Annotated in this window: 31 protein-coding genes; 19 read left to right on the top strand and 12 right to left on the bottom strand. The window is 64.7% G+C overall.

The window, feature by feature from the left end; translation table 11 throughout:
- Positions 1-6: 6 nt before the first annotated feature.
- From B5J99_RS11695 to B5J99_RS11715, 5 genes are all read left to right on the top strand, one after another.
- Entirely contained in the window at positions 7-984 is a 978-nt protein-coding gene (locus B5J99_RS11695; protein WP_117352469.1) for a tetratricopeptide repeat protein, read from the top strand.
- Positions 968-1,936: a tRNA lysidine(34) synthetase TilS gene (gene tilS / locus B5J99_RS11700; RefSeq protein ID WP_117352470.1), complete on the top strand. Its 969-nt coding sequence runs from the start codon at positions 968-970 to the stop codon at positions 1,934-1,936. Before B5J99_RS11695 ends, tilS begins: the two co-directional genes overlap by 17 nt.
- 92 nt (positions 1,937-2,028) lie before the next feature.
- A complete protein-coding gene (gene ftsH / locus B5J99_RS11705; protein ID WP_117352471.1) occupies positions 2,029-3,984 on the top strand; it encodes an ATP-dependent zinc metalloprotease FtsH in 1,956 nt (651 codons plus the stop codon).
- Between the two features lie 15 nt (positions 3,985-3,999).
- Positions 4,000-4,398 carry a hypothetical protein gene (locus B5J99_RS11710; protein ID WP_117352472.1) on the top strand — a complete coding sequence of 133 codons (399 nt, stop codon included), beginning with the start codon at positions 4,000-4,002 and terminating at the stop codon, positions 4,396-4,398.
- Between the two features lie 66 nt (positions 4,399-4,464).
- The gene (locus B5J99_RS11715) at positions 4,465-4,842 is read left to right on the top strand and encodes a beta/alpha barrel domain-containing protein (protein ID WP_117352473.1); all 378 of its coding nucleotides are present in this window, start codon (positions 4,465-4,467) and stop codon (positions 4,840-4,842) included.
- A 198-nt stretch (positions 4,843-5,040) separates the two neighbouring features.
- Here B5J99_RS11715 and rpoZ read toward each other — a convergent pair whose 3' ends face one another.
- Both rpoZ and B5J99_RS11725 read right to left on the bottom strand, forming a co-directional pair.
- Positions 5,041-5,385, bottom strand: coding sequence for a DNA-directed RNA polymerase subunit omega (gene rpoZ, locus B5J99_RS11720; RefSeq protein ID WP_054135982.1), 345 nt, complete (start codon positions 5,383-5,385; stop codon positions 5,041-5,043).
- 66 nt (positions 5,386-5,451) lie between these two features.
- The gene (locus B5J99_RS11725) at positions 5,452-6,111 is read right to left on the bottom strand and encodes a class I SAM-dependent methyltransferase (RefSeq protein WP_117352474.1); all 660 of its coding nucleotides are present in this window, start codon (positions 6,109-6,111) and stop codon (positions 5,452-5,454) included.
- Positions 6,112-6,240: 129 nt separating this feature from the next.
- On the opposite strand from B5J99_RS11725, the gene B5J99_RS11730 reads away from it, so the two are divergent.
- Together B5J99_RS11730 and B5J99_RS11735 are read left to right on the top strand one after the other, a co-directional pair.
- Complete coding sequence (locus tag B5J99_RS11730; protein WP_054135984.1) at positions 6,241-6,576, top strand: antibiotic biosynthesis monooxygenase family protein; 336 nt, start codon at positions 6,241-6,243, stop codon at positions 6,574-6,576.
- Positions 6,573-7,919, top strand: a complete 1,347-nt coding sequence (locus tag B5J99_RS11735) for an MFS transporter (RefSeq protein ID WP_162892577.1) — start codon at positions 6,573-6,575, stop codon at positions 7,917-7,919. The genes B5J99_RS11730 and B5J99_RS11735 overlap by 4 nt, the downstream gene beginning before the upstream one ends.
- On the opposite strand, the gene B5J99_RS11740 is transcribed toward B5J99_RS11735, so the two are convergent.
- The 3 genes from B5J99_RS11740 to glpX form a co-directional block, all read right to left on the bottom strand.
- Complete coding sequence (locus B5J99_RS11740) at positions 7,916-8,638, bottom strand: ribonuclease T2 family protein (RefSeq protein ID WP_117352475.1); 723 nt, start codon at positions 8,636-8,638, stop codon at positions 7,916-7,918. The genes B5J99_RS11735 and B5J99_RS11740 overlap by 4 nt on opposite strands.
- Entirely contained in the window at positions 8,639-9,487 is an 849-nt protein-coding gene (nadC, locus tag B5J99_RS11745) for a carboxylating nicotinate-nucleotide diphosphorylase (RefSeq protein ID WP_211337918.1), read from the bottom strand.
- Between the two features lie 61 nt (positions 9,488-9,548).
- Entirely contained in the window at positions 9,549-10,550 is a 1,002-nt protein-coding gene (gene glpX, locus B5J99_RS11750) for a class II fructose-bisphosphatase (protein WP_054135988.1), read from the bottom strand.
- 116 nt (positions 10,551-10,666) lie between these two features.
- Between glpX and B5J99_RS11755 the strand changes: the two genes are divergently transcribed.
- Positions 10,667-11,164, top strand: coding sequence for a hypothetical protein (locus B5J99_RS11755; RefSeq protein ID WP_150126195.1), 498 nt, complete (start codon positions 10,667-10,669; stop codon positions 11,162-11,164).
- Positions 11,161-11,694, top strand: coding sequence for a GNAT family N-acetyltransferase (locus B5J99_RS11760; protein ID WP_236823438.1), 534 nt, complete (start codon positions 11,161-11,163; stop codon positions 11,692-11,694). Before B5J99_RS11755 ends, B5J99_RS11760 begins: the two co-directional genes overlap by 4 nt.
- A gap of 21 nt (positions 11,695-11,715) precedes the next feature.
- Here B5J99_RS11760 and B5J99_RS11765 read toward each other — a convergent pair whose 3' ends face one another.
- Both B5J99_RS11765 and B5J99_RS11770 read right to left on the bottom strand, forming a co-directional pair.
- A complete protein-coding gene (locus B5J99_RS11765; protein WP_054135990.1) occupies positions 11,716-12,651 on the bottom strand; it encodes a DUF808 domain-containing protein in 936 nt (311 codons plus the stop codon).
- A 4-nt stretch (positions 12,652-12,655) separates the two neighbouring features.
- On the bottom strand, positions 12,656-13,960 hold the full coding sequence (locus B5J99_RS11770) for a homoserine dehydrogenase (protein ID WP_054135991.1): 1,305 nt from the start codon (positions 13,958-13,960) through the stop codon (positions 12,656-12,658).
- Between the two features lie 140 nt (positions 13,961-14,100).
- Here B5J99_RS11770 and B5J99_RS11775 point away from each other — a divergent pair, with 140 nt between their 5' ends.
- Positions 14,101-14,910: a glycosyltransferase family protein gene (locus B5J99_RS11775; protein WP_117352477.1), complete on the top strand. Its 810-nt coding sequence runs from the start codon at positions 14,101-14,103 to the stop codon at positions 14,908-14,910.
- Positions 14,911-15,046: 136 nt separating this feature from the next.
- On the opposite strand, the gene lepB is transcribed toward B5J99_RS11775, so the two are convergent.
- From lepB to pyrE, 5 genes are all read right to left on the bottom strand, one after another.
- The gene (gene lepB, locus B5J99_RS11780; protein WP_117352478.1) at positions 15,047-15,925 is read right to left on the bottom strand and encodes a signal peptidase I; all 879 of its coding nucleotides are present in this window, start codon (positions 15,923-15,925) and stop codon (positions 15,047-15,049) included.
- Between the two features lie 37 nt (positions 15,926-15,962).
- Entirely contained in the window at positions 15,963-16,367 is a 405-nt protein-coding gene (gene acpS / locus B5J99_RS11785; protein WP_054135994.1) for a holo-ACP synthase, read from the bottom strand.
- 196 nt (positions 16,368-16,563) lie between these two features.
- Entirely contained in the window at positions 16,564-17,304 is a 741-nt protein-coding gene (locus tag B5J99_RS11790) for a pyridoxine 5'-phosphate synthase (protein WP_054135995.1), read from the bottom strand.
- Positions 17,301-18,398 (bottom strand): serine hydrolase domain-containing protein, encoded by a 1,098-nt coding sequence (locus B5J99_RS11795; protein WP_117352479.1) that lies wholly within the window; start codon positions 18,396-18,398, stop codon positions 17,301-17,303. The genes B5J99_RS11790 and B5J99_RS11795 overlap by 4 nt, the downstream gene beginning before the upstream one ends.
- Positions 18,395-18,988, bottom strand: coding sequence for an orotate phosphoribosyltransferase (gene pyrE, locus B5J99_RS11800; RefSeq protein WP_054133215.1), 594 nt, complete (start codon positions 18,986-18,988; stop codon positions 18,395-18,397). The genes B5J99_RS11795 and pyrE overlap by 4 nt, the downstream gene beginning before the upstream one ends.
- A 197-nt stretch (positions 18,989-19,185) precedes the next feature.
- On the opposite strand from pyrE, the gene coxB reads away from it, so the two are divergent.
- The 9 genes from coxB to B5J99_RS11840 all read left to right on the top strand — a co-directional run bounded on the left by coxB (position 19,186) and on the right by B5J99_RS11840 (position 26,150).
- Positions 19,186-20,271 (top strand): cytochrome c oxidase subunit II, encoded by a 1,086-nt coding sequence (coxB, locus tag B5J99_RS11805; RefSeq protein WP_054133214.1) that lies wholly within the window; start codon positions 19,186-19,188, stop codon positions 20,269-20,271.
- 15 nt (positions 20,272-20,286) lie between these two features.
- A complete protein-coding gene (gene ctaD, locus B5J99_RS11810) occupies positions 20,287-21,954 on the top strand; it encodes a cytochrome c oxidase subunit I (protein WP_054133213.1) in 1,668 nt (555 codons plus the stop codon).
- A gap of 105 nt (positions 21,955-22,059) precedes the next feature.
- The gene (locus B5J99_RS11815) at positions 22,060-23,016 is read left to right on the top strand and encodes a heme o synthase (RefSeq protein WP_083231290.1); all 957 of its coding nucleotides are present in this window, start codon (positions 22,060-22,062) and stop codon (positions 23,014-23,016) included.
- Positions 23,013-23,186, top strand: coding sequence for a hypothetical protein (locus B5J99_RS19560; RefSeq protein WP_162892381.1), 174 nt, complete (start codon positions 23,013-23,015; stop codon positions 23,184-23,186). Before B5J99_RS11815 ends, B5J99_RS19560 begins: the two co-directional genes overlap by 4 nt.
- Positions 23,183-23,758 (top strand): cytochrome c oxidase assembly protein, encoded by a 576-nt coding sequence (locus tag B5J99_RS11820; protein WP_054133257.1) that lies wholly within the window; start codon positions 23,183-23,185, stop codon positions 23,756-23,758. Before B5J99_RS19560 ends, B5J99_RS11820 begins: the two co-directional genes overlap by 4 nt.
- A 44-nt stretch (positions 23,759-23,802) precedes the next feature.
- Entirely contained in the window at positions 23,803-24,618 is an 816-nt protein-coding gene (locus B5J99_RS11825) for a cytochrome c oxidase subunit 3 (RefSeq protein ID WP_117352480.1), read from the top strand.
- 29 nt (positions 24,619-24,647) lie between these two features.
- Positions 24,648-25,046 (top strand): DUF983 domain-containing protein, encoded by a 399-nt coding sequence (locus tag B5J99_RS11830; RefSeq protein ID WP_117352481.1) that lies wholly within the window; start codon positions 24,648-24,650, stop codon positions 25,044-25,046.
- A complete protein-coding gene (locus B5J99_RS11835; protein ID WP_117352482.1) occupies positions 25,043-25,618 on the top strand; it encodes an SURF1 family cytochrome oxidase biogenesis protein in 576 nt (191 codons plus the stop codon). The genes B5J99_RS11830 and B5J99_RS11835 overlap by 4 nt, the downstream gene beginning before the upstream one ends.
- Before the next feature lie 25 nt (positions 25,619-25,643).
- On the top strand, positions 25,644-26,150 hold the full coding sequence (locus B5J99_RS11840; RefSeq protein WP_083231291.1) for a GNAT family N-acetyltransferase: 507 nt from the start codon (positions 25,644-25,646) through the stop codon (positions 26,148-26,150).
- Positions 26,151-26,183 lie beyond the last annotated feature (33 nt).

Genomic DNA, 26,183 nt, shown 5'->3' on the forward strand with positions numbered 1-26,183 from the left:
CCTGACATGTCCACCCGCCGTTTTTCCCTGCTCTGCGCAAGCCCCCTCAGCCGGTCCGGTCGGCTGATCGCCGGCAGCCTGATCGCTGCGTTGATGGCATCGGCCAGCCCCGCAGCCGCGCAGGCAGCGTCGATCGAGCCGCGCGTCAAGAAGCTGGAGACCGAAATGCGCGCGGTGCAGCGCAAGGTGTTCCCGGGCGGATCGGACCGGTTCTTCGAGCCGGAAATTTCCGCGCCTGCGGCGGCGCCCAGCACCACCGGCACCAGCGCGAGCGCACCGATCACCGATCTGCTGCAGCGGGTCGACACGCTGGAAAACCAGATCACCCGGCTGACAGCGCAGACCGAGGAAAACGGCTTCAAGCTGGGCCAGCTCGAAAAGCGGCTGGTGCAGCTTGAGGACAAGGCCGCGCAGGCTGCGGCTGCGGCTGTCGCTCCGGTTGCCGCAACCACGGGCACCATGGGGTCAGGAACCGGCGCAGCACCTGCGCGCGTCACCCCTGCCGCGCCGACGACCGCTGCGGGGGCTGCCGCCGCCGCACCCAGCGCAGAGCGCGTCGCTGCGGTCTCGCGGATCGAAAAGCCCGAGACCACGGATGCCGGCGAGGATGCCTATCTGTACGGCTATCGGCTGTGGGAGGCCAAGTTCCTTCCCGAGGCGCAGGCGCAGTTGCGCTTCGCCTTGGACAAGCACCCCAAGCACAAGCGCACCAGCTATACCCGCAACCTGCTGGGTCGCGCCTATCTCGACGACGGTAAGCCCAGCGCAGCAGCCAAGATGTTCGCCGAGAATTACGAGAAGGAGCCCAAGGGTGATCGCGCGCCCGAGAGCCTGTATTTCCTTGGGGAATCGTTGATCAAGCTCAACGAAAAGCCCAAGGCGTGCATCGCCTTTGCGGAACTTGCCGAGGTTTATCCCGATGTCGCCGCCGGGCGGCTGTCGGACCGGTTGGCCTCCGGGCGCCGCAATGCCGGATGCAAATAACGATCCCCTGACGCAGGTTGCAGGCGCGCTCGCGGCGCTGACCGGGGGGCGTGATGCCGCGCTGCTGCTGGCGGTGTCCGGTGGTCCCGACAGTATGGCCATGCTCGACATGGTCCGGCGCGGCTGGGCAGGCCCCGTATCGGCTGCCACGGTCGATCACCGACTGCGCCCCGAAAGTGCCGGCGAGGCCGCGATGGTGGCCGACTATTGCGCCAGCATCGCCGTGCCGCATGTCACGCTCTGCCCCGATGCGCCGATCACCGGCAACCTCCAGTCGGCGGCGCGAACCACCCGCTATCGTCTGTTGGCGCAAGCGGCGGCGCGGGCTGGCGCGGAGTTCATCGTGACGGCGCATCATGCCGACGATCAGCTCGAGACAATGCTGATGCGGCTGGCGCGGGGCAGCGGGGTCGACGGGCTGGCTGCGGTGCGCGCGAAAAACGGCCAGGTGATCCGCCCGATGCTCTGCCTGCGAAAGGCCGAACTGGAGCGATATTGCGCGGATCAGGCCATCCCGTTCGTGCGCGATCCCAGTAACGCCAGCCCGGATTTCGATCGGGTGCGGATGCGCGCCGCGCTGGGGCAGTTCGATGTCGTCGACCCCATGCAGGCGGTGCGTTCGGCTGCGGCGCTCGCCGATGTGGCCGATGCGCTGGACTGGATGGTCGATTCCGAAGCCGCACAGGTGCTGCATACCGGGCCCGGCGGTGCATCGCTGATCCGGCACGATTACCCTGCAGCCCTGCTCAGGCGGCTCGTCCAGCGTTGCCTCCAGGCGGTACAGCCGGGGATCGCGCCGCGCGGCGAGGCGCTGGGACGGCTGATCGATACGCTGAACGCAGGCGGGCAGGGGATGATCGGCGATGTGCTGTGTCGGGGCGGTGCCACCTGGCATTTTGCCCGGGCTCCTGCGCGGCATGGAGCGGGCGGCGAGGGGATGGCGACCGAATAAAGCTTTCCTACGCCAAATGGCAGGCGGATTATATTGTCATTCAGGATTAGTGGCCTATCTTGAACATAGTTTACGTCCGCAAAGGCTATGTGATGAACGACGATCAGGATCCCAACACCAACCAGAACGGCTGGATGAAGAACATGCTCATCTGGGCGGGTGTCATCATCGGCCTGCTGGTGGTCGTATCGCTCATCGATACCCGCGGCAGCGCGGATCGCGGAAGCTCGATCAGCTATTCCACCTTCCGCGACCGAGTGTCCGACGGCCAGGTCAAGAGCGTGACCATCTCGCCCGATCGTGTCACCGGCACCTATGTCAACGACGAGCAGTTCTCCGCGGTCCGCGTCGAGAACGACCCGTCGCTGATCCCGCTGCTGGAAGAAAAAGGCATTGATTACAGCGGCAAGGCTGAAGAGCAGCCTAGCTTGCTGATGTATATTCTGCTGCAGTCGCTGCCGTTCATTCTCATCATCACCATCGCCTTCTTCGTGCTCCGTCAGGTGCAGAAGGGCGGCGGGGCGAGCGGCGCGATGGGCTTTGGCAAGTCCAAGGCCAAGCTGCTCACCGAAAAGTCGGGCAAGGTGACCTTCCAGGACGTCGCCGGAATCGACGAAGCGCGCGAAGAGCTGCAGGAGATCGTGGAGTTCCTGCGTGATCCCAGCAAGTTTGCGCGACTCGGCGGCCAGATCCCCAAGGGCGCGCTGTTGGTCGGCTCGCCCGGTACCGGCAAGACGCTGCTCGCCCGTGCGATCGCAGGCGAAGCCGGCGTGCCGTTCTTCACCATCTCGGGCTCGGACTTCGTCGAAATGTTCGTCGGCGTCGGCGCCAGCCGCGTGCGCGACATGTTCGAACAGGCCAAGAAGAATGCACCGTGCATCGTCTTCATCGACGAAATCGATGCGGTCGGCCGTCATCGCGGTAGCGGTCTTGGCAACTCGAACGACGAACGCGAGCAGACGCTGAACCAGCTGCTGGTCGAAATGGACGGCTTCGAAGCCAATGAAGGCATCATCATCATCGCGGCGACCAACCGTCCCGATGTGCTCGACCCCGCGCTGCTGCGTCCGGGCCGCTTCGATCGCCAGGTCGTGGTGCCGGTCCCCGATATCGAGGGCCGCGAGAAGATCTTGCAGGTGCACATGAAGAAGGTGCCGCTGGCGCCCGACGTCAATGCGCGCACGATCGCGCGCGGCACGCCCGGTTTCTCGGGTGCGGATCTTGCCAACCTTGTCAACGAGGCGGCTCTGCTCGCCGCACGGCGTGGCAAGCGTCTGGTCGCGATGAGCGAGTTCGAGGCTGCCAAGGACAAGGTCATGATGGGCGCCGAGCGCAAGTCCATGGTCATGACCGAGGACGAGAAGCGGATGACCGCCTATCACGAGGCTGGCCATGCCATCGTCGCGGTGCACGAAGAGGCTTCGGATCCGATCCACAAGGCGACGATCATTCCGCGCGGCCGTGCGCTGGGCATGGTGATGCGTCTGCCCGAACGCGACGTGTACAGCTATCACCGCGACAAGATGTATGCGAACCTCGCCGTGTCGATGGGTGGCCGCGTTGCCGAGGAAGTGGTCTTCGGCTATGACAAGGTGTCTTCGGGCGCCAGCGGCGACATCCAGTATGCGACCAAGCTTGCACGTGACATGGTCACCAAATGGGGCATGTCCGACGAGCTCGGCCCGCTGCAGTACGAAGAGCAGTCCGAAGGCTATCTGGGCTATGGCCAAAGCCAGCGGATGATGATGTCGGACGAGACCGCGCGCAAGATCGATGCGGAAATCCGCAAGATCGTCGATCAGGGCTATGACCGTGCCAAGCACGTGTTGTCAGAGCATGTCGACCAGCTGCACACGCTGGCCCAGGCACTGCTCGAGTTCGAAACGCTGAGTGGCGACGAGATCCAGGAGATCATCGCCACCGGCAAGCTCGATCGGCCTGATGGCAAGTCGATCAAGCCCGACGTCGCTCCCGGCATCGGTGCGGTCATCCCGCGCGCAGGCAAGCGCAAGGGTCCGTTCCACGATCCCAAGCCGCAGGGTGCCTGAGCCCACCGTTCATCCGTGATCGGCATTGCAATACTCGCTCCGGCGCTGCTGGCCACACAGGCCGCAGCGCCGGTTGCCGTTCCGGCTCCGCCCGAGACGGTCGCGGAGTTCCTGGCGCAGGCAGACGCGCTGCTGGCAGCCGGGAACGAAGCGGCGGCCACATCACCGCAGGCCGATGCCATCCGCAGCGCGCTGCAGCAGGCTGCGATGGCCTATCGCGCCAGCTTGGCCGAGGCCGTCCAGCGCGGCGCGCCGCCTGCCAGCTGCCCACCACCGCCAGGGCAGGCGCAGCTCTCGCTGGGGGATATCACCGAACTGTTCCGGGCATTTCCGGATGCCAACCGGCCCATGCCGGTCACCACCGCCTTTGCTCTGGTGATGACCCTGCGGTTTCCCTGCCCGACACCGCCGTAATGAGGTCATCGACGGTTCATCTTGGTGTGTTATAGGCGCGGCACAGTTGGGTGGAGGTAGTTGAAGATGACATGGGCGATCCGGTCGGCGGTGCTGGCCTCAGTGGCGTTCCTGTCGATCGGGGCGACATCCGAGATGACTGCCGGGCAATTCCTGGCTGCGATGAACAAGGCGGAAAGCCTTGGACCTGCGGCGCTGATGTCGTCCGATGTCCGCGCGCTGCGCGCCGAGAGCGAGCGCGTGCTGACGCTCTACCGCTCCGATGTCGCAAAGCAGGCGAGGGCCGGTGGACCGCGCCACAGCTGCCCACCGCCCAAGGGCCAGGGCAAGATGAAGGGCGAGGAGCTCAAGACCTATCTCACCGGCCTGCCTGCGGCGAAGAAGAAGCAGCCCTTCCGCACCGCGCTGTATGATTTCATGAAGCAGAAATACCCCTGCAGATAAGGGTGGTTGGCCAGTTCTGATCGTCATTCCCGCGGACGCGGCATCCCGCTTTTCTCCAAGTCGGCGCAAAAGCGGGATCCCCGCCTCCGCGGAGGTGACGAAGAGGGCAGGGTATCCCGACCACCGTTTTCAGGCACACGAAAAAGGCCGCGGTCCCATGGGGAGCGCGGCCTTTTCGATAGCTTGCAGCGCGAAAGATCAGCCTTCGAAATCGCTGCCCATGTTGCTGGTGCGCGCAGGCGCCGATGCGGTGAGGCGCAGAGCCTCTGCCGACAGGCTGAGCGAACCGATCTCGTCGGGCATGTCGTCGTCATCGACCTGCACCTTCTGCAGCGAGACGATCAGGCCTTCCTTGAGCTCTTCGGGGAACACGGTTTCGTCCGCGATCTCGCGCAGCGCCACGACCGGGTTCTTGTCGCGATCGCGATCAATGGTCAGCTCGGCACCGCCGCTGATCTCGCGTGCACGCTGGGCAGCGAGCAGAACGAGATCGAACCGGTTGGTGACCTTGTCGATGCAATCTTCAACGGTAACGCGCGCCATGAACGGGCTCCAGACTCTGTCAGAATATCAGGGAAAGGCGGGCCTTAGTCGCTGACCCGCGCAAAGTCAACGATTGCCGTGTTCGGCGGCGCTTTCGTCTTGTGCCTTCCAGCCCCAGAACAGGTGGCAGGGAAGCACGTTGAGCAGTTCGTAACCGCGGTCGATCCGCTCGAAATAGGGGCGGAGCAGCTGAGTGGTGAAGGTGTTGAACTGATAGATCAGAAACGCGCCGCCCGGCCGCAAGGCGCGATGCGTGGCTTGCGCGATCTCGTCGGCGACGGTTCCGGGAAGCGTCGAGAGCGGCAGGCCGGAAAGAACGAAATCGGCATGGGCAAAGCCGTGGCTCGCGATGATGTCTTCGACATCCGCAGCCGATCCGTGCACCGCGACAAAACGGCTGTCGGGGATGGTCTTGCGCAGATAGCGGATGAAATCGGGGTTGGTATCGATCGCGATATAGGTGGCATTGCGTGGCAGCTTGTCGAGCACCGGACGGCAAAAGGTGCCGACGCCCGGACCATATTCGACAAACAGCTGCACGTCTTTCCAGGGGACCGGCGCCAGCATCTTGCGGATGGTGCGGTCGGACGAGGGGACGATCGATCCGACCATCACCGGGTGCTTGAGAAACCCTTTGAAAAACACTCCCCAGGCCCCGAAAAGCCGCTCGGCGCGCGCCTTGATCCGCTGCCGCAGGGGCAGCTGGGCCAGGTCGTTGGATTGCATGAAGAACCTCTCAGAATATCTGTCAACAGTCTGTCACAATTGCAGATTGGGCCGGGCAAAGCAATCATGTGCGTCCGCAGGCCATCGCAACACTTTGCAACACAGGTGGCAGCGCGTAGAGCATTTGCCATGCACGCGTCCACAGATTCCCGCATCCATGCCAATGGCAGTATTGCCGTGATCTTCGCGGCGCAGCGCAGCGGGCGCGATGCAGAGGGGTATGCGGCGATGGCAGAGGCCATGGACGCACTGGCTGCGCAGCAGCCGGGCTATCTGGGAATGGACCATGGCGGGGGGGCGGACGGTTTCGGCATCACGGTCAGCTACTGGGCGGATGACGCCAGCGCCCGCGCATGGCGCGACAACCGCGAGCACCGCGCCGCGCGCGAGGCGGGGCGGGACCGCTGGTACGCGCATTACACCCTGCATGTCGCGCGGATCGAGAGAGGCTATGCCTGGCCATGAGTGACATGCCCGCCCAGCACGAGGGCCCGCTTTCCGGACAGAAACTGCCGACCGACCGCATGGCGTTGCTGTTCATGGTGATGCTGGTGACGGCAGCGGGCAACACCGCGATGCAATCGGTGATGCCCGCGATCGGCACCCGGCTGGGGGTCGCGGATGTCTGGGTCAGCCTGGCGTACAGCTGGTCGGCGCTGCTGTGGATGGTCTTTGCGCCCCGCTGGGCACGGCTGTCCGACCGGCGCGGCCGCAAGGCTCTGATGAACCTTGGCCTGGTGGGCTTCATCTCTTCCTTCGCGCTGTGCGGGCTGACGCTGATCGTGGGGCTCAACGGCTATCTTTCGGGCGCGTGGACGATGCTGATCTTCGCGATGTTCCGCAGCCTGTACGGCGGGCTGGGCTCCGCCGCACCGCCCGCGGTGCAGGCCTATGTCGCCGCACGCACCAGCCGGCAGGAGCGCACCCAGTCGCTGTCGATGATCTCCTCCTCCTTTGGCCTCGGCACCGTGATCGGCCCCGCGCTGGCGCCGCTGATCATCCTGCCGTTCCTGGGCCTGCCCAGTCCGTTCTTCGTGTTCGCAACCTTCGGCCTGCTGGTGCTGGTGACGCTCAAGCTTCGGCTTCCCGATGACACGCCGAGCTATGCCGCGCGCGGGCGGCTGGTATCCGAACCGATGAGCACCAGCGCCGCCGGGGAAGTGTATGATGCCGACGAGCATGACGAGGCTCCGCCTGCACCGGTCGATCCCACCCAGCAGCGTCTGTCGTGGAAGGACGCGCGGCTGCGGCCGTGGCTGATCACCGGGCTGGTTGGCGGCCATGCCAATGCGATGATCCTGGGGCTGGTCGGCTTTATGCTGCTTGATCGGCTGGACCTGCGCGCCACGCCCGAGCTTGCCGCTGGGCCAACCGGGCTGGTGCTGATGGCGGGGGCCTTTGCCACGTTGCTCGCGCAATGGGGGCTGATCCCCTATTTGAAGATGGGGCCGCGCAATTCGACCTTGTGGGGGATGGCGCTGGCCGCGACCGGGTGCACATTGGTCGCGTTTTCGTACAGCATCAACGCGATCGCGCTGGGCTTTGCGATCGCCTCGCTCGGCTTCGGGCTGTTCCGCCCGGGCTTTACCGCCGGCGCCTCGCTGGCGGTGACTCGCGCCGAACAGGGTCAGGTCGCCGGGATCGTGGCCTCGGTCAATGGTGCGGCTTATATCGTTGCGCCGGCCATCGGCGTCTGGCTGTACAACATCGCGCCGCTCGAATCCTTCGCGATCATCATCGCATTGTGCGTGTTCCTGCTGGCCTGGGGACGCAAGGCGCTGCAGCGCGACGAGACGCTGGTCCGCTAAAGCCCGCGCCATATGCGCAGGCGCGTGTCGCCGCGCGGCTGGCGCACATAGGCCGGGCAGGCGCGCGGACGATAGCCCGGCGCCAGACAGATCCGCACCTCCTGCAGCCATCCGCGGCCATTGCTCTTGATTGCGATGGCATCGGGCTTCATCCCAGGATTGCGCCGGGCGATCTCCTGCTTGAGCATGCCGTTGGTCAGCGGCCTGCGCGACAGGCGCTCCATGTCTGGGAGCTGTATTGCGCGGTAAACCCTTGTCGCAGTTTGGAAATAGGATTGCGGGTCGCGCGCCATGCAGCTGCCGTGCTTGTCCCATTGGTGCGCGATCAGCCGCCGGGACGGCATGGAGCACAAGGTGCTGCGGACGACCGACGCTGGCACCTGGACAGGCGTGCGCGCGCAATATTGCGGAAAGGCGGAGGTCTTCCCCTCGGGCCACAGCCCGTGCAGCACGAATCCGAACTCACCGTGGTTGCGGCTGCACTGCAGCGCTTCACCCGGGCGATCTTCGCGCCCCTTGCAATATTCGGGCGACCAGCTGAGCGCCAGGGTATAGCCTGTGATGGGCGTGACACGGCGGACATCTTCGGGTCCGCGCCGTGGTGGTGTGACCGGGGCAAGCCGCTCCGGCATTCGGCACTGATAGGCCTGTGCGCTTGCCGGAACGGGCTGCATCGCACCCCACAGCCCCGGAAGGAGAAGCGCGGCCAGCCAGCGCATTCAGACCGCCGTGAAGTCCAGCCCCACATCGGCAGCAGGGGCCGACTGGGTGAGGCGCCCGACCGAGACGTAATCGACCCCGGTTTCGGCAATCGCGCGGATCGTCTCCAGCGTGACGCCGCCTGATGCCTCGCAAGGGACGCGTCCGCCGACCAGCGTCACCGCGCCGCGCAGCGTGGCAGGCGACATGTTGTCGAGCAGCAGATGCGTGGCGCCGGCGGCCAGGGCAGGCTCGATCTGTTCGACATGATCGACCTCGACGATGATCTGCGCGATCCCAGCAGCCACCGCGCGGCGGACAGCCTCGCCGATATCGCCGGCCACCGCGACATGGTTGTCCTTGATCATCGCGGCATCCCACAGTCCCATGCGGTGGTTCTGCGCGCCGCCCTGACGGGTCGCGTATTTCTCCAGCAACCTGAGGCCCGGAATGGTCTTGCGGGTATCGAGCAGCACCGCGCCGGTGCCCGCCATCGCATCGACATAGGTGCGCGTCAGGCTGGCTATTCCGCTGAGATGCTGGACGGTGTTGAGCGCCGAGCGCTCCGCGGTCAGCAGCGCGCGCGCCTTGCCCGAGACATGCAGGATATCGGTGCCGCCGGAGACCTGCGCGCCTTCCTCGACCAGCAGGCGGACCTCGCAATCGGGGTCCAGTGCCCGGAAAAAAGCCTCGGCGATCGGGAGCCCTGCGACCACCATCGCATGGCGCGCATCCATCACGCCGGTAAAGCGTGCGTCTGCGGGGATGACGCTTTGCGAGGTGACGTCGATCCCGTCCGGGCCCAGATCTTCGGCCAGCGTGGAGGCCACGAACCGGTCCAGGTCAAAGCCGTCGATCGCAAACGCCATAGCCATTCATCCCCCGCCGGATGGCGCGACGCGCGCATCCGGTGCCAAGCCGCAGATCCGTTCAGTCGGCGATGCGGTGCTCGCCCTTGACCCAGCGCACGGTGCCGCTGGAAGAGCGCATCACCACGGTTTCGGTGGTCATCACGCCATCGCGGCGACGCTTGACGCCTTCAAGCAGCGAACCGTCGGTCACGCCGGTGGCGGCAAAGATACAGTCGCCCTTGGCAAGATCGGTGAGGTCATAGATCGCGTTCAGATCCTCGATGCCCCATTTGCGCGCGCGCGCACGTTCGTCGTCGTTGCGGAACAGCAGACGGCCCTTGAACTGGCCACCGACGCAGCGCAGCGCGGCTGCCGCCAGAACGCCCTCGGGCGCGCCGCCCGATCCCATGTACAGGTCAATCGTGGTGTCGGGATTGGTCGTCGCGATCACGCCTGCGACATCGCCATCGGGGATCAGCATGATGCCGCAGCCCAGGCCGCGCAGTTCCTCGATCATCTCGGCATGGCGCGGGCGGTCGAGCACGCACACGATGATGTCGCCGGGCTTCACGCCCTTGGCAGCGGCCACCGCCTGCACGTTCTCGGTCGGGGACTTGTTGAGATCGATCACGCCGTCGGGATAGCCGGGGCCCACCGCGATCTTGTCCATGTAGACGTCCGGCGCGTTGAGCAGGCAGCCGTTTTCGGCGATCGCCAGCACCGCAAGCGCATTGGGTCCCGCCTTGGCGGTGATGGTAGTGCCTTCGAGCGGATCGAGCGCGATGTCGATGCGCGGCGCGCCTGCATTGCCCAGGCCCACCTTCTCGCCGATGTACAGCATCGGGGCCTCGTCGCGCTCGCCTTCGCCGATCACCACGGTGCCGTCGATATCCAGTCCGTTCAGCGCGGCGCGCATCGCTTCCACGGCGGCGGCGTCAGCGGCCTTCTCATCGCCCCGGCCGATCAGCTTGGATGCAGCGATCGCGGCGGCTTCGGTCACGCGGACCATTTCGAGCACCAGGACGCGGTCAAGCTGCGGGGTTTCTGCAGGCGGCGTTGCTTTCAGGCTTGCGCTGGACATGGCAGGCGGGTCATCCTTCTAATGTGGGGCACCAGTTCCGCTTTCAGGCCGGGTGCATTGCGCCCGGTCCATAAGGGAGCATTATTGCATTGTCGAGAATGCTGTTTGCGGCGGCCGTGTTGGCCCTTTCCGCGTTTTTTGCTCCGCCCGCAAGCGCTCAGGACGCCCAGGATGACACGCGGCTGCCCGAGCCCGAACAGCGCGAATCCGACCGGGTTGACGCAAAGGTCAAGCAGATGATTCGCAAGGCCGATGAATGGACCGGCAAGGAAGAGCGCGCCAAGCGCTGCCAGCCAAGCGCCGCGGGCAAGGATATCGTGGTGTGCGGCGAGACCGATCCCAGCGCGAAGTTCCGCGTTCCGCCCGATACCGAGGGGCGGCTTGCCACCGGTGGTCCCCCGCCCGCGCCCGACGTTGCGGGCGATGGCATCTTCAAGGGCAAGGCGACCTTCAGCAATCTGTGCGTGGTGCCGCCATGCCCGCCGCCGCCCGCCTATCTGATCGATTTTTCCAAGCTGCCCGAGGTGGACGAGGAATATCTCAAGAAAGCGCGCGAGGCAGAGGCTGCCGAACGCCGCCGCGAACAGGCGGCAAGCAGCGGCGGGCCGCAATGATGGCCGCCATTCCGGTGATCGAGACCGAGCGGCTGCGATTGCGCGCGCCGGTGATGGCGGATTTCGATGCCTATGCGGCGATGTGGGCCGACCAGCGGGTGACAGCCTATATCGGCGGCAATCCGCGCACCCGCAATGAAAGCTGGGCCCGGTTCATCGGCATGCATGGGCTGTGGGCCCTGTGCGGCTATGGCTATTGGCTGTTTGCCGACCGGCGCACCGACGCATTGATGGGGGTAGGGGGCCTTGCCAGCTTCGAACGCGGCCTGCCCGATATCGATGGCGTGCCCGAGGCCGGCTGGGCGATGGCACCCGACGCCTGGGGCAGGGGGCTGGCGACAGAGGCGATGGCCGCCGTTCTGGACTGGAGCGATACGGTGCTGAAGGCGCCGATCGTGCGCTGCATCATCGATCCCGGGCACACCGCGTCGGAAAAGGTCGCCGCGAAACTGGGGTTCGTGCTCTTCGGCAGGGGTGATCTGGACGGCCACCCGGTCAATATCCACGGCCGCCCTGGGCGCTTGCCCTGACGATTACCTGAGGTTGGGCTGTCAGTGCTTCTTGCCCGGAAGTGCCTTCAAGGCCAGCGCGATGATGCTGCCAAGAATAAAGCCGACGATACCAGCGCCCACAGCGCCAACAAGCCATTCGACCAGCCCGCCGATCGCAGGGACAGCCGCGCCGGCTGCCACCGCGATATCGTGGATCAGGTGCTCGGGACCTGCAAAACCGAACACCGCCAGCCCGTGGATGATGATCTGACCGCCGACCCAGATCATCGCTGCTGTCCCGATGATCGCCAGCGCCGACATCACGATCGGCATCGCCTTGACCAGCCCCCGGCCAAAGCCCTGCAGCGCGGCCGAAGGCTTTTGCGCCAGATGCAGGCCGAAATCGTCCATCTTCACGATCAGCGCCACCGCGCCATAGACCGCAGCGGTAATCACCAGTCCGACCAGCGCCAGCACGGCTGCCTGGATGGCGATCGGGCGGCTGGCGACTTCTGACAACGCAATCGCCATGATCTCGGCCGAAAGGATCAGGTCAGTGCGCACCGCGCCGCTGACCCGCTCGTTCTCGAGCGCGAACATGTCCTGAACCTGGCTGACATCCTCGGCGACATCCTGATGGTGGCCAAGCTTGTGGATCACCTTTTCGGCGCCCTCGAAGCACAGATACAGCCCGCCCAGCATCAGGATCGGCGTGATCGCCCAAGGCAGGAATGCGCTGAGCAGCAGCCCGATGGGCAGCAGGATGATGAACTTGTTGAACAGCGAACCCTTGGCGATCCGCCAGATGACGGGAAGCTCGCGCTCGGGCTTGAAATCGGTGACATATTGCGGGGTAACCGCAGCGTCATCGACCACGACCCCGGCCGCCTTGGCGCCGGCCTTGGCCGAGGCTGCGCCGACATCGTCGAGCGAGACCGCCGCCAGCCGCGTCAGCGCTGCGACATCGTCCAAAAGTGCAGCAAGGCCTGAGGGCATGGGGTCAGTCTCCCAGAATGTGGATAACGAGCGGAGCAGCGTGCAAGCTGGGGGAACCGTTGAGCGCGGAAATGGTTGCCGCCACCGCGCTTTCGGGGCCTTCGTGCGTTACCATGGCGACCAGCACGCTGCCATCGGGGCTGCGGCCCTTCTGGATCAGGCTCTCGATCGAGACTCCGGCGTCGCGCATCGCGGCGGTGATCTCGGCCAGAACGCCCGGGCGGTCGGCAACCTCGAAGCGCAGATAGCATTTGCCGATGCGGTGACCGGTTTCGGCGCGCTGCACCTGCTCGAGCTCGCGCACCGGCATCGAGAAAGCCGGGCCGATCTCGCCGCGCGCGATGTCGATGAGGTCCGCGACCACGGCGCTGGCGGTCGGGCCATCGCCCGCGCCTGCGCCCTGGAACAGCAGCCTCCCTGAGAAATTGCCCTCTGCCACCACCGCGTTGGTCGATCCGTCGACATGCGCCAGTGGATGGTTCATCGGCACCAGATAGGGGTGGACCCGCTGGAACAGCCGCGCGTCGCCGTTGCTGCCGTCGAGTTCGGCCATGCCGATCAGGCGGATGCGATAGCCCAGCGCATCGGCCTGCGCGATATCGGCGGAGAGCACCTTGCGGATGCCGCTGCGTTCGATGCCCTCAAAGTCGAGCTGCGTTCCGAAGGCGAGCGCGGCGAGGATCGACAGCTTGTGCGCGGCATCAACGCCATCGATGTCGAAGCTGGGGTCGGCTTCGGCGAAGCCGCGTGCCTGCGCTTCGGCAAGCACTTCGGCAAAGTCCTGGCCGGTCTTTTCCATCGCCGACAGGATGAAATTGCAGGTGCCGTTGAGGATGCCATAGACCCGCTCAAGCCGGTTGGCCGCAGCGCCCTCGCGCAGCCCCTTGATGACGGGGATGCCGCCTGCCACCGCAGCTTCATATTTAAAAGCGAGACCGGCAGTCTCGGCACGCTGCGCAAGATCGAGTCCGTGGTGCGCGACCATCGCCTTGTTGGCGGTGACGAACGCCTTGCCGCCGGCGATGCTTTCCTTCGCCAGCGTCAGCGCGGGGCCGTCTGCGCCGCCGATCAGCTCGACCACCACGTCGATATCGGGGCGGCTGGCGAATTCGCCCATGTCATCGACCCATTCATAGGGCGACAGATCGACGCCGCGATCCTTGGAGCGGTCGCGTGCGGTGATCGCGGCGACGCGAATCGGCTTGCCCGCGCGCCGCGCGATCAGCGCCGCATTTTCCTCCAGCAGCCGGATCACGCCCGCGCCCACGGTACCCAGCCCGACCAGCGCGATGTTCAGCGTTTCACCCATCAGACGTCCTTCAGCGTTAATTCATCCGCTTGGCTCTTAGCGTCTGCCGCGTCAAAGGGAAGAGGGCAAGCCGGGTTGTTGCGTGGCCAAACCCTGCCTATAGGCGCTGCGATAATCGGGGCGCGCGAAAGGTCTGCATCATGTCATCGCCAACTGTTCTCATCCTCGCGGGCAAGCGTGATGGCAAGCTCGACCCGCTGGCCGAAGCCGCGGGCGTCACCCACAAGTGCAACGTGCCGATCCAGGGCAAGCCGCTGCTGCAATGGGTGCTCGAGGGCGTAAAGGATGGATGGGCCGATGCGCCGATCTGGGTCTCTATCCACGATCCTGCGGTGATCGCCGATGTGCCTGGCGTTGCCGAGCTGACCGCAGCGGGCCGCCTGCACATGAGCGTGTCGCGCGATGGCATCGTCGAGAGCATCGAGGCTGTCATTGAGCAGGCCAATAAGCAGGGAACCAATCCGTTCCCGATGCTGATCACCACCGGTGACAACGTGCTGGTCACCGCAGAGGAGATCCGGGCCATCCACGATTTCGGAATGCGCGAAGGGGCAGGGGCGGTGATCGCGATCGCCGAAAAGGCCTCGATCCTCGCCGAGCACCCCGAGGCGCAGCGGCGGTTCTACGAGTTCAAGGACATGGCGATCTCCAACTGCAACGCCTACTGGCTGCGCGATGCGGCCTCGTTCCGCGCGGCAGAGGCGTTTCGCGGTGGCGGCCAGTTCATCAAGACCAAGGGCCGGATCGCGCAGGCCTTCGGTATCCTCAACCTCATCCGGTTCCGGCTGGGCTGGTCGACGGTCGATGGCGCGATGGCGGCGATCTCGCGCCGGTTCAAGGTCAAGGTCCGCGCGTTCCTGCTCACCGAAGGCGCCTATGCGGTCGATGTCGACAACGAGCGCACCTACAAGATCGCCGAGATGCTGCTCGCCAAGCGCAAGCCTTCATAGAGCACGCCCTGCTAGAGCACGCCAGATCCGCCGTCATCCCCGCGAACGCGGGAATCCCGCTTGTTCTGCAACCTCGGCGCAGCAGCGGGACCCCCGCGTTCGCGGGGATGACGATGACGTTACAGAGTATTGAGTGTCAGTCCTTGCCCGCGCGGAGCGAATTGCCTGCCCGCTCTCCGCGCAGCGACTGCCACCAGCTCATCGGGTTCCAGTTGGTGCTGCCGTCGAGCGAGAAGGTGACGATCTCCGCCCGGCCGCCGATATTCTCCAGCGGCACCGCGCCGCCCAGGCCGAGTTCTTCCAGGCTCGCGCGGCTGTCGGCGCTGCGGTCGCGGTTGTCGCCCATCAGGAAGACATGGCCCGCAGGCACCTTGTAGGGGCCGTAATTGTCGAGCGGATAGTCGGGGCCGAGATCGATGGTGTTGTACGAAACGCCATTGGGAAGCGTCTCGCGGATGATCGGCAGCTCGCAATAATATCGGCCATCGGCGCCGCGCATCTTGAGCATCGGGAAATCGCTGGCGTTGCACGGCGAGTTCAGATCGACCGGCAGCAGCATGTTGGGCTGCACCGCGCGCACCACTTCTTCGCCGTTGAGGATCACCCGGCCCGAGCGCACCTCGATGGTGTCGCCGGGGCGGCCGATGACGCGCTTGATATAGTCGGCGTTGCCGCCCGGGGGCGTGGCGATGACGATGTCACCATATTCGGGCGTCGATCCCATGATCCGCCCCTTCATCGGCGGCAGCAGGTGGAACGACACCGACACCCAGGACCAGCCATAGGGGTATTTGCTCACCACCAGCCGGTCGCCGACCAGCAGGTTGGGCATCATCGACATGGTTGGGATGTAGAAGGGCTTGGCGACCAGCGAATGGAACGCCAGCACCGCGAGCAGCAGCAGGAACAGGCCGCGCACCTCGTCGAACCAGTTGATCGGCTTGTGCTCGTCTTCGGCGAGCGGACGGCGAACGGTGTCAGCGTCGATCGCGGCGTCGGAAGCTTCGGGTGCCATGCGGGTGTCTTTCGGGTCCGGACCGGGCGGGGGAGTATCAGTCAATGGGCCGCGCCTCGATGATCACGAATGCCTGCGCCCATGGATGATCATCGGTGAGCGTCAGATGAATGAAGGCGCTATGGCCTGCGGGAATCATGCTGTCCAGCCGTGCTTTCGCACCCCCGGTCAGTTTCAGCGTCGGTGCGCCCGAAGGGGCATTGACGACGCCGATGTCCTTCATGAACACGCCCGCCTTGAACCCGGTTCCAACCGCCTTGGAAAAAGCCTCCTTGGCGGCAAAGCGCTTGGCGAGCGTTCCCGCCTTGGTGAAGGGGCGGCGGGCGGCCTTGGCCTGTTCGGTTTCAGTAAACACGCGCTGCTCGAACCGCACGCCGAACCGGTCGAGCGACTTCTGGATTCGCTCAATATTGCAAAGGTCAGAGCCGAGGCCGATGATCATAGGGTTACGCCTCCCCCCTTGCGGGGGAGGATGGAGTTGGCCTGGCAGCTTGCTGCCTGGCAACTCCTGGAGAGGGTGGCGGAGGCATGGCGCAGTTGCCCTCTCCCGCCGCGACTAGGCAGCAAGCTGCCAAGTCTCGCGCCCTCTCCCGTAAAGGGAGAGGGGTGGGATACGACCGTCTGCATCATTGCAAGAATCACCGCGCTTCATCCATCAGCTGCCGCATCCGGCGAATGCTGGCCTCCAGCCCGTCGAAGATTGCCTCGCCGATCAGGTAATGGCCGATGTTGAGCTCGGCGAGCTGGGGAATCGCCGCAATGGGCTGGACATTATCGAACGTCAGGCCGTGCCCCGCATGCGGTTCGATGCCGTTCTTGGTGGCGAGCGCCGCGGCATCGGCGATGCGCTTGAGCTCGGTCTCGATCCCGTCGCGGTCCTCGTCCAGCCACAGATGTGCGTAGCGCCCGGTGTGCAGTTCGACCACCGGTGCGCCCAGCCGCATCGCGGCGTCGATCTGCCGCGCCTCCGGCTCGATGAACAGGCTGACGCGGATTCCCGCATCGGCAAGGCGCCCGACGATGGGCGCGAGCGTGTTGTGCATGCCAGCGGCATCCAGCCCGCCCTCGGTGGTGCGCTCCTCGCGCTTTTCGGGAACGATGCACGCAGCGTGTGGACGGTGGCGCAGCGCGATCTCGAGCATTTCCTCGGTCGCGGCCATCTCCAGATTGATCGGCAGGGTCGACCCCGCCATGATCGTGTCGAGATCGCTGTCGCGGATGTGCCGCCGGTCCTCGCGCAGGTGGACGGTAATGCCATCGCCGCCCGCCGCCTGGACAATCCGCACCGCGCGCATCGGATCGGGGTGATCCCCGCCGCGCGCGTTGCGGATGGTGGCGACGTGGTCGATGTTGACGCCTAGGCGCAGGTGCTGTGTCATAGAGGTGCTCCGGTTGCGCACAAGGCCGCGCGCATCACGTCATGGGTTATGCCGGCCTGCTGCCAGATTTCGCCAAAGGCAGCCTCGGCCTCGGCGCGGTTCGATGTCATGATGATCACCACGTCCAGATCGGGCAGGATGATATTGCGCAGCACCACGCCGCCAATGAAGCCGCGCCGCTCGACAATGCGCACCGGCGTATCCCCGCAATCCTTCAACGGTACGCTGAACGACCATTGGCCGAGCGCGGCAAAGCCATATTCGGGCTTGCCGTCCCACATCTGCGCGCGCTCGGCTTCGGGGATCAGCTTGCCGGTCATCAGCGCGCGATCAAAGGCCAACAGGTCACGCGTCGTGCCATAGAGCGCGCCTGCGCCGCCGAAATTCTCGAGCCGGAACGCCGTTGTCTCGGGCTTGCCCTCGGCATATCCTGGCACCGTCGGTTCGGTTCGCGGGAACACGCCCACGCTGGCAAGGCCCAGAGGCTGTGCGATGCGTTCGGCGATCAGCGTGTCATAGGACTTGCCGCTGGTGGCCTCGATCACGGCGGCCATCATGATGAAATCGCAGTCTCCGTACAAGAACTCGGACACCGGTTTGCGGTTGGTCGGCCCTTCGCACCACGTCCGCCCGGTTTCGGGGCTGCCGCGATCGACCATGTAGAAGGTCGACCAGCCGTCCCTGCCGATCGGCCCCTCTTCGGTGCGCGGCAGGCCGGAAATGTGCTGCATCAGCATCCGCGAGGTGATGGTGCCTGCAAACGGAGCCTTGCTGTCGGGCAGGTATTTGAGGATCGGTGCGTCAAGGTCGAGCCTCTCGGCGGCCACCTCCTGCATCGCGAGTGTGGCGGTTACCTGCTTGGATACGGAGGCCCAGCGCCAGGTCTGGCCCAATGAGTGCTCGGCCTTGGATGCCGGGTCGACAAGGCCGAATGCGCGCTCGAATACGATCGCGTCTCCGCGGGCGATCAGCACGGTGCCGGGGGCCGTGGTGGCATCGAGCGCGGCTGCCACGGCAGCCTCGTCAATGGCAGGCGGCGGTGCGCCAGCGCCCAGCAGCAGCGCTGCGAGCGGAGCGAACAGCCAGCGGATCATGCCGCTTCTGGTTCCTTGCGGCTTCCCGGTTTGACGCCGGGAGTCGCGGCGAGCTCAGGGGGCAGGGCGTCTTCGGCGAAAGTCGGGAAGTTGAGCGAGATCAGCGGGAAGAACGGAACGCCCAGCGACACCTCGCCAGCGGTGCGGTCGACCAGCGCGCCGGCAGCTATCACATTGCCGCCCGCTGCGTTCACCGCTGCGATCGCTTCGCGCGAAGACAGTCCTGTGGTGACGACATCTTCCATCAGCAGCACCTTCTGACCCGGCTTGATCGCAAAGCCGCGACGCAGCTCGAAGGTGCCGGTGGGGCGCTCGACGAACATCGCCTCGACGCCCAGCGCGCGGCCCATCTCATGGCCGATGATGAGGCCGCCCATCGCGGGCGAGATGACGAGGTCGATCTGGCTGCGGACATCGCGCGGCATGCGCGCGGCGAGCGCGCTGGCGAGGCGCGAGGCGCGCATCGGGTCCATCAGCACACGGGCGCATTGCAGATAATGCGCGCTGTGCAGCCCCGAGGAGAGGATGAAATGCCCTTCGAGCAGTGCCTGACTCGCCCGAAACTCAGCCAGAATTTCTTCGTCCTGCATTGTATTTAGCCTTTTACGTAGCGTCTTGGCACCCCCCGGAGGGGGGCTTGGGGATGGGTGCAAAAAATATCCCTAGATTGGCTTGAGACTGGCGGCAAGCCTGCGTATAGGCACGATTAGCTATGACGCAAACACGGCAGTGATCCGGCACTACGGGACGTGGACGGATGCCCTGCCCATACAGGGACATTCTACGAATGGCGTTCGCATCTTGGACGAAATCTATCGGTTTCGCAGCCCTTGTTCTCGTAACCGCGCCGCTGGCGTTGGCACAGACGCCGCCGGCTCCGCCGGTCGCTGCTCCCGCCCCCAGCACGCAGGTTGCACCTGAAGCCGCAGCGCCTGCCGCTGCTGCTCCCGCCGCCACCGCCGAAGCCGCTCCGGCAGATGCCGCTGCTGCAGGCGCGCTCGATTCGAGCTACACCCCGATGGCGCCGACCCCGGGCAAGGGCATGCCGGTCGACAAGGGCATCGACTTCCAGGACCAGTATTCCGAGCTTGGTGAATATGCCTATTGGCTCGACACCATCGTCCTGCTGCCTATCATCGTGGCGATCTCGCTGCTGGTGCTCGGCCTGCTGATGTGGATCGTCATCCGCTATCGCGCCGCCGCCAACCCGGTCGCATCGCGCGTCACGCACAATACCACCATCGAAGTTATCTGGACTTTGGTTCCGGTGCTGATCCTGGTGGGTGTTGCGGTCCCGTCGATCGACCTGCTCGCCAAGCAGTACAAGCCTGCGCCGGCTTCGGCCGTGACCGTCAAGGTGACCGGCTATCAGTGGTACTGGGGCTACAGCTATCCCGACAACGGCGATTTTGAGGTCGTCTCGAACATGCTGACCGAAGAGGCCGCCATCAAGAGTGGCGAACCATACCAGCTGGCCGTCGACAACCGCATGGTCGTCCCCGCCGGTGAGCCGATCCGCATCATCACCACCGCTTCGGACGTGATCCACAGCTTCTCGGTGCCTTCGCTCTGGTTCAAGATGGACGCCGTCCCGGGCCGTTCGAACGAGAAGATGCTCGTGATCAAGGAACCCGGCGTCTATTACGGCCAGTGCTCCGAACTGTGTGGCGCACGCCACGGCTTCATGCCGATCGCGGTTGAGGCGCTGCCTCGCGCCAAGTTCGACGCTTGGGTCCGCTCGCAGGGCGGCACCGTCAAGGGCGATGAAGTCGCCGCCGCCGCAACTCCCGCCGCTGCACCTGCAGCCGCCACCACCACTCCCGCAGCAGAAGGCGCAGGCACAGCCGCCGCCGCTCCTGCAGCCGCTCAGTAAGGACAGGGCAAGACCATGACCACGATTGCTGCCAATCCGGCCGATCTGCATGACCATGATCATGCACATGACGACCACAAGCCCGCGTTTTTCCAGCGCTGGTTCATGTCGACCAACCACAAGGACATCGGTACGCTGTACCTGATCTTCGCGATCGTCGCGGGGATCATCGGCGGTGCCATTTCCGGCCTGATGCGCATGGAGCTGGCTGAGCCCGGCGTCCAGTATCTGCAGGGCTGGGCCTCGATGATGCAGGGCAGCGAAGCCACGCTCGACCAGGCCTATCACATGTGGAACGTGCTCATCACCGCGCACGGCCTGATAATGGTGTTCTTCATGGTCATGCCAGCGATGGTCGGCGGCTTCGGCAACTGGTTCGTTCCGATCATGATCGGTGCGCCGGACATGGCCTTCCCGCGGATGAACAACATCTCGTTCTGGCTGCTGATCCCCGCCTTTGCCCTCCTGCTCGGCTCGACCTTCGTGCCCGGCGGTTCGGGCTTGGGTGCCGGCACCGGTTGGACGGTCTACGCTCCGCTGTCGACCAGCGGTTCGGTTGGCCCCGCGGTTGACCTTGCCATCCTGTCGCTGCACCTTGCCGGTGCCTCGTCGATCCTCGGCGCGATCAACTTCATCACCACCATCTTCAACATGCGCGCACCGGGCATGACGCTCAACAAGATGCCGCTTTTCGTGTGGTCGATGCTGGTCACCGCGTTCCTGCTTCTCCTCTCGCTGCCGGTTCTGGCCGCAGCCATCACCATGCTGCTGACCGACCGCAACTTCGGTTCGGCCTTCTTCAACGCCGCAGGCGGTGGTGACCCCGTTCTGTACCAGCACCTGTTCTGGTTCTTCGGCCACCCCGAAGTGTACATCATGATCCTGCCCGGTTTCGGCATGATCAGCCACATCATCGCAACCTTCTCCAAGAAGCCCGTGTTCGGCTATCTCGGCATGGCCTATGCCATGGTCGCAATCGGCGTCGTCGGTTTCGTGGTGTGGGCGCACCACATGTTCACCGTCGGTCTGTCGGTCAACATGAAGATGTACTTCACCGCAGCAACCATGGTGATCGCGGTGCCCACGGGCATCAAGATATTCTCGTGGATCGCGACGATGTGGGGCGGTTCGCTCACTTTCAAGACCCCGATGGTCTGGGCGCTCGGCTTCATCTTCATGTTCACCGTGGGTGGCGTGACCGGTGTCGTGCTCGCCAATGGCGGCGTCGACGACAACCTGCACGACACGTACTATGTGGTCGCCCACTTCCACTATGTGCTCTCGCTGGGCGCGGTGTTCTCGATCTTCGCAGGGTTCTACTACTGGTTCCCCAAGATGAGCGGCCGTCACTACAACGAGCTGCTGGGCCACCTGCACTTCTGGGTGTTCTTCATCGGCGTGAACATCCTGTTCTTCCCGATGCACTTTCTGGGCCGTCAGGGCATGCCGCGTCGCTATCCCGATTATCCCGAGGCGTTCGCCTACTGGAACGAGATCGCCTCGCTCGGCTATGCGATCATGGCTGCCGGCATGCTGATCTTCTTCGTGAACATCGCCTATGCCATGGTTGCCGGACGTCGTGCCGAAGGCAATTACTGGGGCGAGGGTGCCACGACGCTGGAATGGACCCTGTCCAGCCCGCCGCCGTTCCACCAGTTCGAAACGCTGCCCGTCATCAAGTAAGGCAGGCAGAGTTCGGGCAGATTGACGGGCCGACACGGATGTTTCCAGGTCGGCCCGCAGCCCCTCCCCGAAAGGGAGGGGTTTGCCATATGGGTAATGAGTGACATGACCGAAGCCGTTCAGCAGTTGGATCGTCAGGCAGGCGCCGTTCCGGCCCCGCATGGCGCGCTCATGCCCGCACACTGGCGGGACTTCTGGGCGTTGACCAAACCCGGCGTGATCCGCCTGGTGGTGTTTACCGGCCTGTGCGGGCTTCTGGTTGCGCCCGGGACCATTCACCCGGTCATCGGCTTCGTTGCGATCCTGTGCATCGCGATGGGCGCGGGCGGTGCCGCAGCGCTCAACCAGTATCACGAATCCGATCTCGACGCGCTGATGAAGCGCACCGCCAACCGCCCGATCCCCGCAGGCCGCATGGACCGCGAGGCCGCGCTGCAGTTCGGCCTGGCGCTGTCGGGCTTTTCGGTGGTGATCATGGGGCTGGCGGTCAACTGGCTGTCGGCTGCGATCCTGGCCTTCTCGATCTTCTATTACGCCGTGATCTACACGGTCTGGCTCAAGCCCAATACGCCGCAGAACATCGTCATCGGTGGCGGGGCTGGGGCGTTCCCGCCGGTGATCGGCTGGGCTGCGGTGACCGGTGATGTCACCATGCTGCCGATCCTGCTGTTCTCGATCATCTTCTTCTGGACCCCGCCGCACTTCTGGGCGCTCGCACTGTTCGTGAAGATGGATTATGCGCGCGTCGGCATTCCCATGATGCCCAACGTCGCGGGCGAGAAATCCACGCGCCGTCAGGTGTTCGGTTATTCGCTGGTGCTGCTCGCGACCGCCATGGCGCCGTTTGCGCTCGGCCTTGCTGGCTGGACCTATGGCGCAAGTGCGCTGGTGCTCTCGGGCGTGTTCGTGCTGCTGGCCGCACGCGTCGGCTTCCGCGTCGCGGGCGAGGGCGATGCGCTCAAGCCCGAAAAGCAGCTGTTTGCCTATTCGATCCTGTATCTGTTCATGATCTTCACCGCGCTGGTCATCGACCGGGCGGTGCTGCCGGCCATCGCGGCATGACCGAACAGCCCACATCGACCACGCAGGCGCCCGATTTCAACGATCCGGAGGTCCTCGCCCAGTTGCGCGCGCGTCAGCGCAGCCGCGCGCTGTTCATGGCCGCGATTCTCATCGCCTTGTGCGTGATGTTCTATGTCATCACCATCGTGAAGATCGGGGTGTGGGGATGAACGCCGCGACGCTTTCTCCCGATGTTTCGCGCCGCAACCGCAAGGCTGCTCTCCTCGCTTTGTGCTTTGCGGGCGGAATGCTCGGCATGGGCTATGCCGCGGTGCCGCTGTACCGCATCTTCTGCGAGGCAACCGGCTTTGGCGGAACCACGATGAAGGTCAGCGAAGAGACCGCTTCGGCAATCGCGGTGACGGACAAGCAGATCGTGGTGCGGTTCGATTCGAACGTGTCCTCGGCGCTGCCGTGGCGCTTCAAGCCGGAAAACCCGACCGAGAAGATTACCATCGGTGCGCGCGACATGGCCGCGTTCGTGGCGGAGAATCTTTCGAGCAAGCCGGTGACCGGAACCGCGACGTTCAACGTCACGCCCGTGCAGGCCGGTCGCTATTTCGCCAAGGTCCAGTGCTTCTGCTTCACCGAGCAGACGCTGCAGCCGGGCGAGAAGGTGCGGATGCCGGTGATCTATTATGTGGACCCGGCGATCCTCACCGATCCGGACACCAAGGATATCGAAGAGATAACCCTCAGCTATACCTTTTACCCGCTGGACCAGGCGAAAAAGGGCAGTTAAGGGCTTAGTTTGAAGACGCTTTAGGGACGACAGGGACCAGACCGATGGCCGGAACAAAGAACCACGATTATCATATTTTGCCGCCCAGCATCATTCCGTTCGCGGGATCGATGTCGGCGCTGCTCATGGCCGTAGGCGCGATCCTGTGGATGCACAGTGTCGATCCCTCGGGCATAGTTTTCTACGCCGGTGTCGCTGCCGTGGCAGCTACCTTCTATTTCTGGTGGGCGCAGGTCATCAAGGAAGCGCATGCGGGTGATCACACCCCGGTGGTGCAGTTGCACCTGCGCTACGGGATGATCCTGTTCATCGCTTCGGAAGTCATGTTCTTCGTCGGCTGGTTCTGGGCATGGTTCGATTTCTCGCTGTTCCCGTCCACCGCAGACGTGATCGGCGGAACCTGGCCGCCCAAGGGTGTCGAAGTGCTCAACGCCTTCGAACTGCCGCTGCTCAACACGCTGATCCTGCTGTGCTCGGGCACCACCGTCACCTGGGCGCACCACTCGCTGATCAACGGCGACCGCGATGGCCTGATCAAGGGCCTGTGGCTCACGATCATCCTGGGCATCGTGTTCAGCTGCGTGCAGGCCTATGAATATTCGGTCGCGCCGTTCCCGTTCAAGGACCTGAACTATGGTTCGGCCTTCTATATGGCGACCGGTTTCCACGGCTTCCACGTGCTGGTTGGCACGATCTTCCTGATCGTCTGCCTGGTGCGCGCCTATAAGGGCCACTTCACCCCCAAGCAGCATTTCGGCTTCGAAGCCGCTGCATGGTATTGGCACTTTGTCGACGTGGTGTGGCTGTTCCTCTTCCTCGTCATCTATGTCTGGGGTGGCTGGGGTGCGGTGACGCATTGATATCCAGCCGATGAACCGGCGCGGTCATCATGGATGATCCGCAAATCCAAAAAGGGCAGTCTGGTCTGGTCCAGGCTGCCCTTTTCGGCGAATGCCCCGCGTGCGGATCGCGCACGCTGTTTGCCGGCTGGGTACGCTTTGCGACCCGCTGCCGCGCGTGCGGGCATGATTTTTCCAGCTACAATGTCGGCGATGGGCCTGCCGCGTTCCTGATCCTCGTGATCGGCGCGCTGGTGTGCGCCCTTGCGCTGGTGCTTCAGGTCAGGATCAGCCCGCCGTTCTGGGTGCACATCCTGCTCTGGGTGCCCATCACCAGCGCGCTGGTGCTGCTGTCGCTGAGGGTCTCCAAGGCGGCCATGCTGATCCACGAGGCTCGCGCCGAAGTGCGCGAAGGCAAGATCGCCGATGACACGAGGCTAGACCCATGAAACGCCTGCCCCTGTTGCCGACCCTGGTGGTCGGTATCGCCATCGCGATCATGATCGGGCTGGGCGTTTGGCAGCTCCAGCGCATGGCGTGGAAGGATGCGCTGCTGAAGGAATACGCCTCGGCGTCGGATCAGCCCGCGATCGCCTGGCCGGCAGTGCCCGATGCCGGGTCGTTGCCGCTGTATCGCAAATCGTCGGTCAACTGCCTCACCGTCACCGGCTGGCGGTCGTCCAGCGGCCGCAGCGGGCGAGGACAGGCGGGGTGGGTACATATCGCTTCGTGTTCGACCGGCGCGGAAGGCCCAGGCGCGCAGGTGGTGGCCGGGTGGTCGTCGCGGCCCGACGATCCGGTCTGGTCCGGCGGGCAGGTCGGCGGCATCATAGCACCCGACAGCACGCATCTGATCCGGCTGGTCGCGGCGCCTCCCGTGGCGGGGCTTAACGCCGTGCAGCCGCCCTCGCCGGAGGACATTCCGAACAATCATTGGGCCTATGCGATACAATGGTTTTTATTCGCAGCGATCGCTGCCGTTATATACGGTGTGGCAGTCGCACGGCGGACGCGATCCTGATCGTCCGCATGACGCCTGAGGAGAGATGATGCAGGGCGGACATTATTACGGGTTTCACAGGGTCTCGCATTCCGACCTGCCGATGCTGGAGGCCTGGCTGGAAACGCCCGAGGTGCAGAAATGGTGGGGTGACCCGCGCCATGAACTCGCGCTGATCGAGGAGGACATGGACAATCCCGACATGGTCCAGCTGATCGGGATGCTCGATGGCCGCCCGATCGCCTATATCCAGCATTTCGAGGTGCATGCCTGGCCGCAGAAGCATCTGCAGGATCTGCCGCAGGGTGCGCGGGCGGTCGATTGCTTCATCGGCATCCCCTCGCTGATCGGCAAGGGCCATGGTGCCAAGCTGCTGGCGATGCTCGCCAAGCAGCTTGCCGCGCAAGGGGTTCGCGTGCTGTGCATCGATCCCGATCCGCACAACCAGCGCGCACGCAGCGCCTATATTCGTGCAGGCTTTGTCGAGCATGGCGAGATCGAGACGCCGGAGGGTCCCGCCGTGCTGATGTTCTACGAAAGCCCGGAAGACTGACGCGCAGGTTGCATGCGGCATGCAGGCCCGCTA

This window comes from Blastomonas fulva (assembly GCF_003431825.1).
Classification (GTDB): domain Bacteria; phylum Pseudomonadota; class Alphaproteobacteria; order Sphingomonadales; family Sphingomonadaceae; genus Blastomonas; species Blastomonas fulva.

Bases quoted from the DNA above. Each gene is read 5' to 3' on its own strand.
- rpoZ (WP_054135982.1), bottom strand. From the start codon at position 5,385: ATGGCGCGCGTTACCGTTGAAGATTGCATCGACAAGGTCACCAACCGG.
- B5J99_RS19560 (WP_162892381.1), top strand. From the start codon at position 23,013: ATGACCGAACAGCCCACATCGACCACGCAGGCGCCCGATTTCAACGAT.
- B5J99_RS11760 (WP_236823438.1), top strand. From the start codon at position 11,161: ATGATGGCCGCCATTCCGGTGATCGAGACCGAGCGGCTGCGATTGCGC.
- lepB (WP_117352478.1), bottom strand. From the start codon at position 15,925: ATGGCACCCGAAGCTTCCGACGCCGCGATCGACGCTGACACCGTTCGC.
- B5J99_RS11725 (WP_117352474.1), bottom strand. From the start codon at position 6,111: ATGCAATCCAACGACCTGGCCCAGCTGCCCCTGCGGCAGCGGATCAAG.
- nadC (WP_211337918.1), bottom strand. From the start codon at position 9,487: ATGGCGTTTGCGATCGACGGCTTTGACCTGGACCGGTTCGTGGCCTCC.
- B5J99_RS11820 (WP_054133257.1), top strand. From the start codon at position 23,183: ATGAACGCCGCGACGCTTTCTCCCGATGTTTCGCGCCGCAACCGCAAG.
- B5J99_RS11830 (WP_117352481.1), top strand. From the start codon at position 24,648: ATGGATGATCCGCAAATCCAAAAAGGGCAGTCTGGTCTGGTCCAGGCT.
- B5J99_RS11815 (WP_083231290.1), top strand. From the start codon at position 22,060: ATGACCGAAGCCGTTCAGCAGTTGGATCGTCAGGCAGGCGCCGTTCCG.
- acpS (WP_054135994.1), bottom strand. From the start codon at position 16,367: ATGATCATCGGCCTCGGCTCTGACCTTTGCAATATTGAGCGAATCCAG.
- ctaD (WP_054133213.1), top strand. From the start codon at position 20,287: ATGACCACGATTGCTGCCAATCCGGCCGATCTGCATGACCATGATCAT.
- B5J99_RS11795 (WP_117352479.1), bottom strand. From the start codon at position 18,398: ATGATCCGCTGGCTGTTCGCTCCGCTCGCAGCGCTGCTGCTGGGCGCT.
- pyrE (WP_054133215.1), bottom strand. From the start codon at position 18,988: ATGCAGGACGAAGAAATTCTGGCTGAGTTTCGGGCGAGTCAGGCACTG.
- B5J99_RS11825 (WP_117352480.1), top strand. From the start codon at position 23,803: ATGGCCGGAACAAAGAACCACGATTATCATATTTTGCCGCCCAGCATC.
- glpX (WP_054135988.1), bottom strand. From the start codon at position 10,550: ATGTCCAGCGCAAGCCTGAAAGCAACGCCGCCTGCAGAAACCCCGCAG.
- B5J99_RS11790 (WP_054135995.1), bottom strand. From the start codon at position 17,304: ATGACACAGCACCTGCGCCTAGGCGTCAACATCGACCACGTCGCCACC.
- B5J99_RS11770 (WP_054135991.1), bottom strand. From the start codon at position 13,960: ATGGGTGAAACGCTGAACATCGCGCTGGTCGGGCTGGGTACCGTGGGC.
- B5J99_RS11775 (WP_117352477.1), top strand. From the start codon at position 14,101: ATGTCATCGCCAACTGTTCTCATCCTCGCGGGCAAGCGTGATGGCAAG.
- B5J99_RS11740 (WP_117352475.1), bottom strand. From the start codon at position 8,638: ATGCGCTGGCTGGCCGCGCTTCTCCTTCCGGGGCTGTGGGGTGCGATG.
- B5J99_RS11835 (WP_117352482.1), top strand. From the start codon at position 25,043: ATGAAACGCCTGCCCCTGTTGCCGACCCTGGTGGTCGGTATCGCCATC.
- B5J99_RS11765 (WP_054135990.1), bottom strand. From the start codon at position 12,651: ATGCCCTCAGGCCTTGCTGCACTTTTGGACGATGTCGCAGCGCTGACG.
- tilS (WP_117352470.1), top strand. From the start codon at position 968: ATGCCGGATGCAAATAACGATCCCCTGACGCAGGTTGCAGGCGCGCTC.
- ftsH (WP_117352471.1), top strand. From the start codon at position 2,029: ATGAACGACGATCAGGATCCCAACACCAACCAGAACGGCTGGATGAAG.
- B5J99_RS11715 (WP_117352473.1), top strand. From the start codon at position 4,465: ATGACATGGGCGATCCGGTCGGCGGTGCTGGCCTCAGTGGCGTTCCTG.
- coxB (WP_054133214.1), top strand. From the start codon at position 19,186: ATGGCGTTCGCATCTTGGACGAAATCTATCGGTTTCGCAGCCCTTGTT.
- B5J99_RS11730 (WP_054135984.1), top strand. From the start codon at position 6,241: ATGCACGCGTCCACAGATTCCCGCATCCATGCCAATGGCAGTATTGCC.
- B5J99_RS11695 (WP_117352469.1), top strand. From the start codon at position 7: ATGTCCACCCGCCGTTTTTCCCTGCTCTGCGCAAGCCCCCTCAGCCGG.
- B5J99_RS11735 (WP_162892577.1), top strand. From the start codon at position 6,573: ATGAGTGACATGCCCGCCCAGCACGAGGGCCCGCTTTCCGGACAGAAA.
- B5J99_RS11840 (WP_083231291.1), top strand. From the start codon at position 25,644: ATGATGCAGGGCGGACATTATTACGGGTTTCACAGGGTCTCGCATTCC.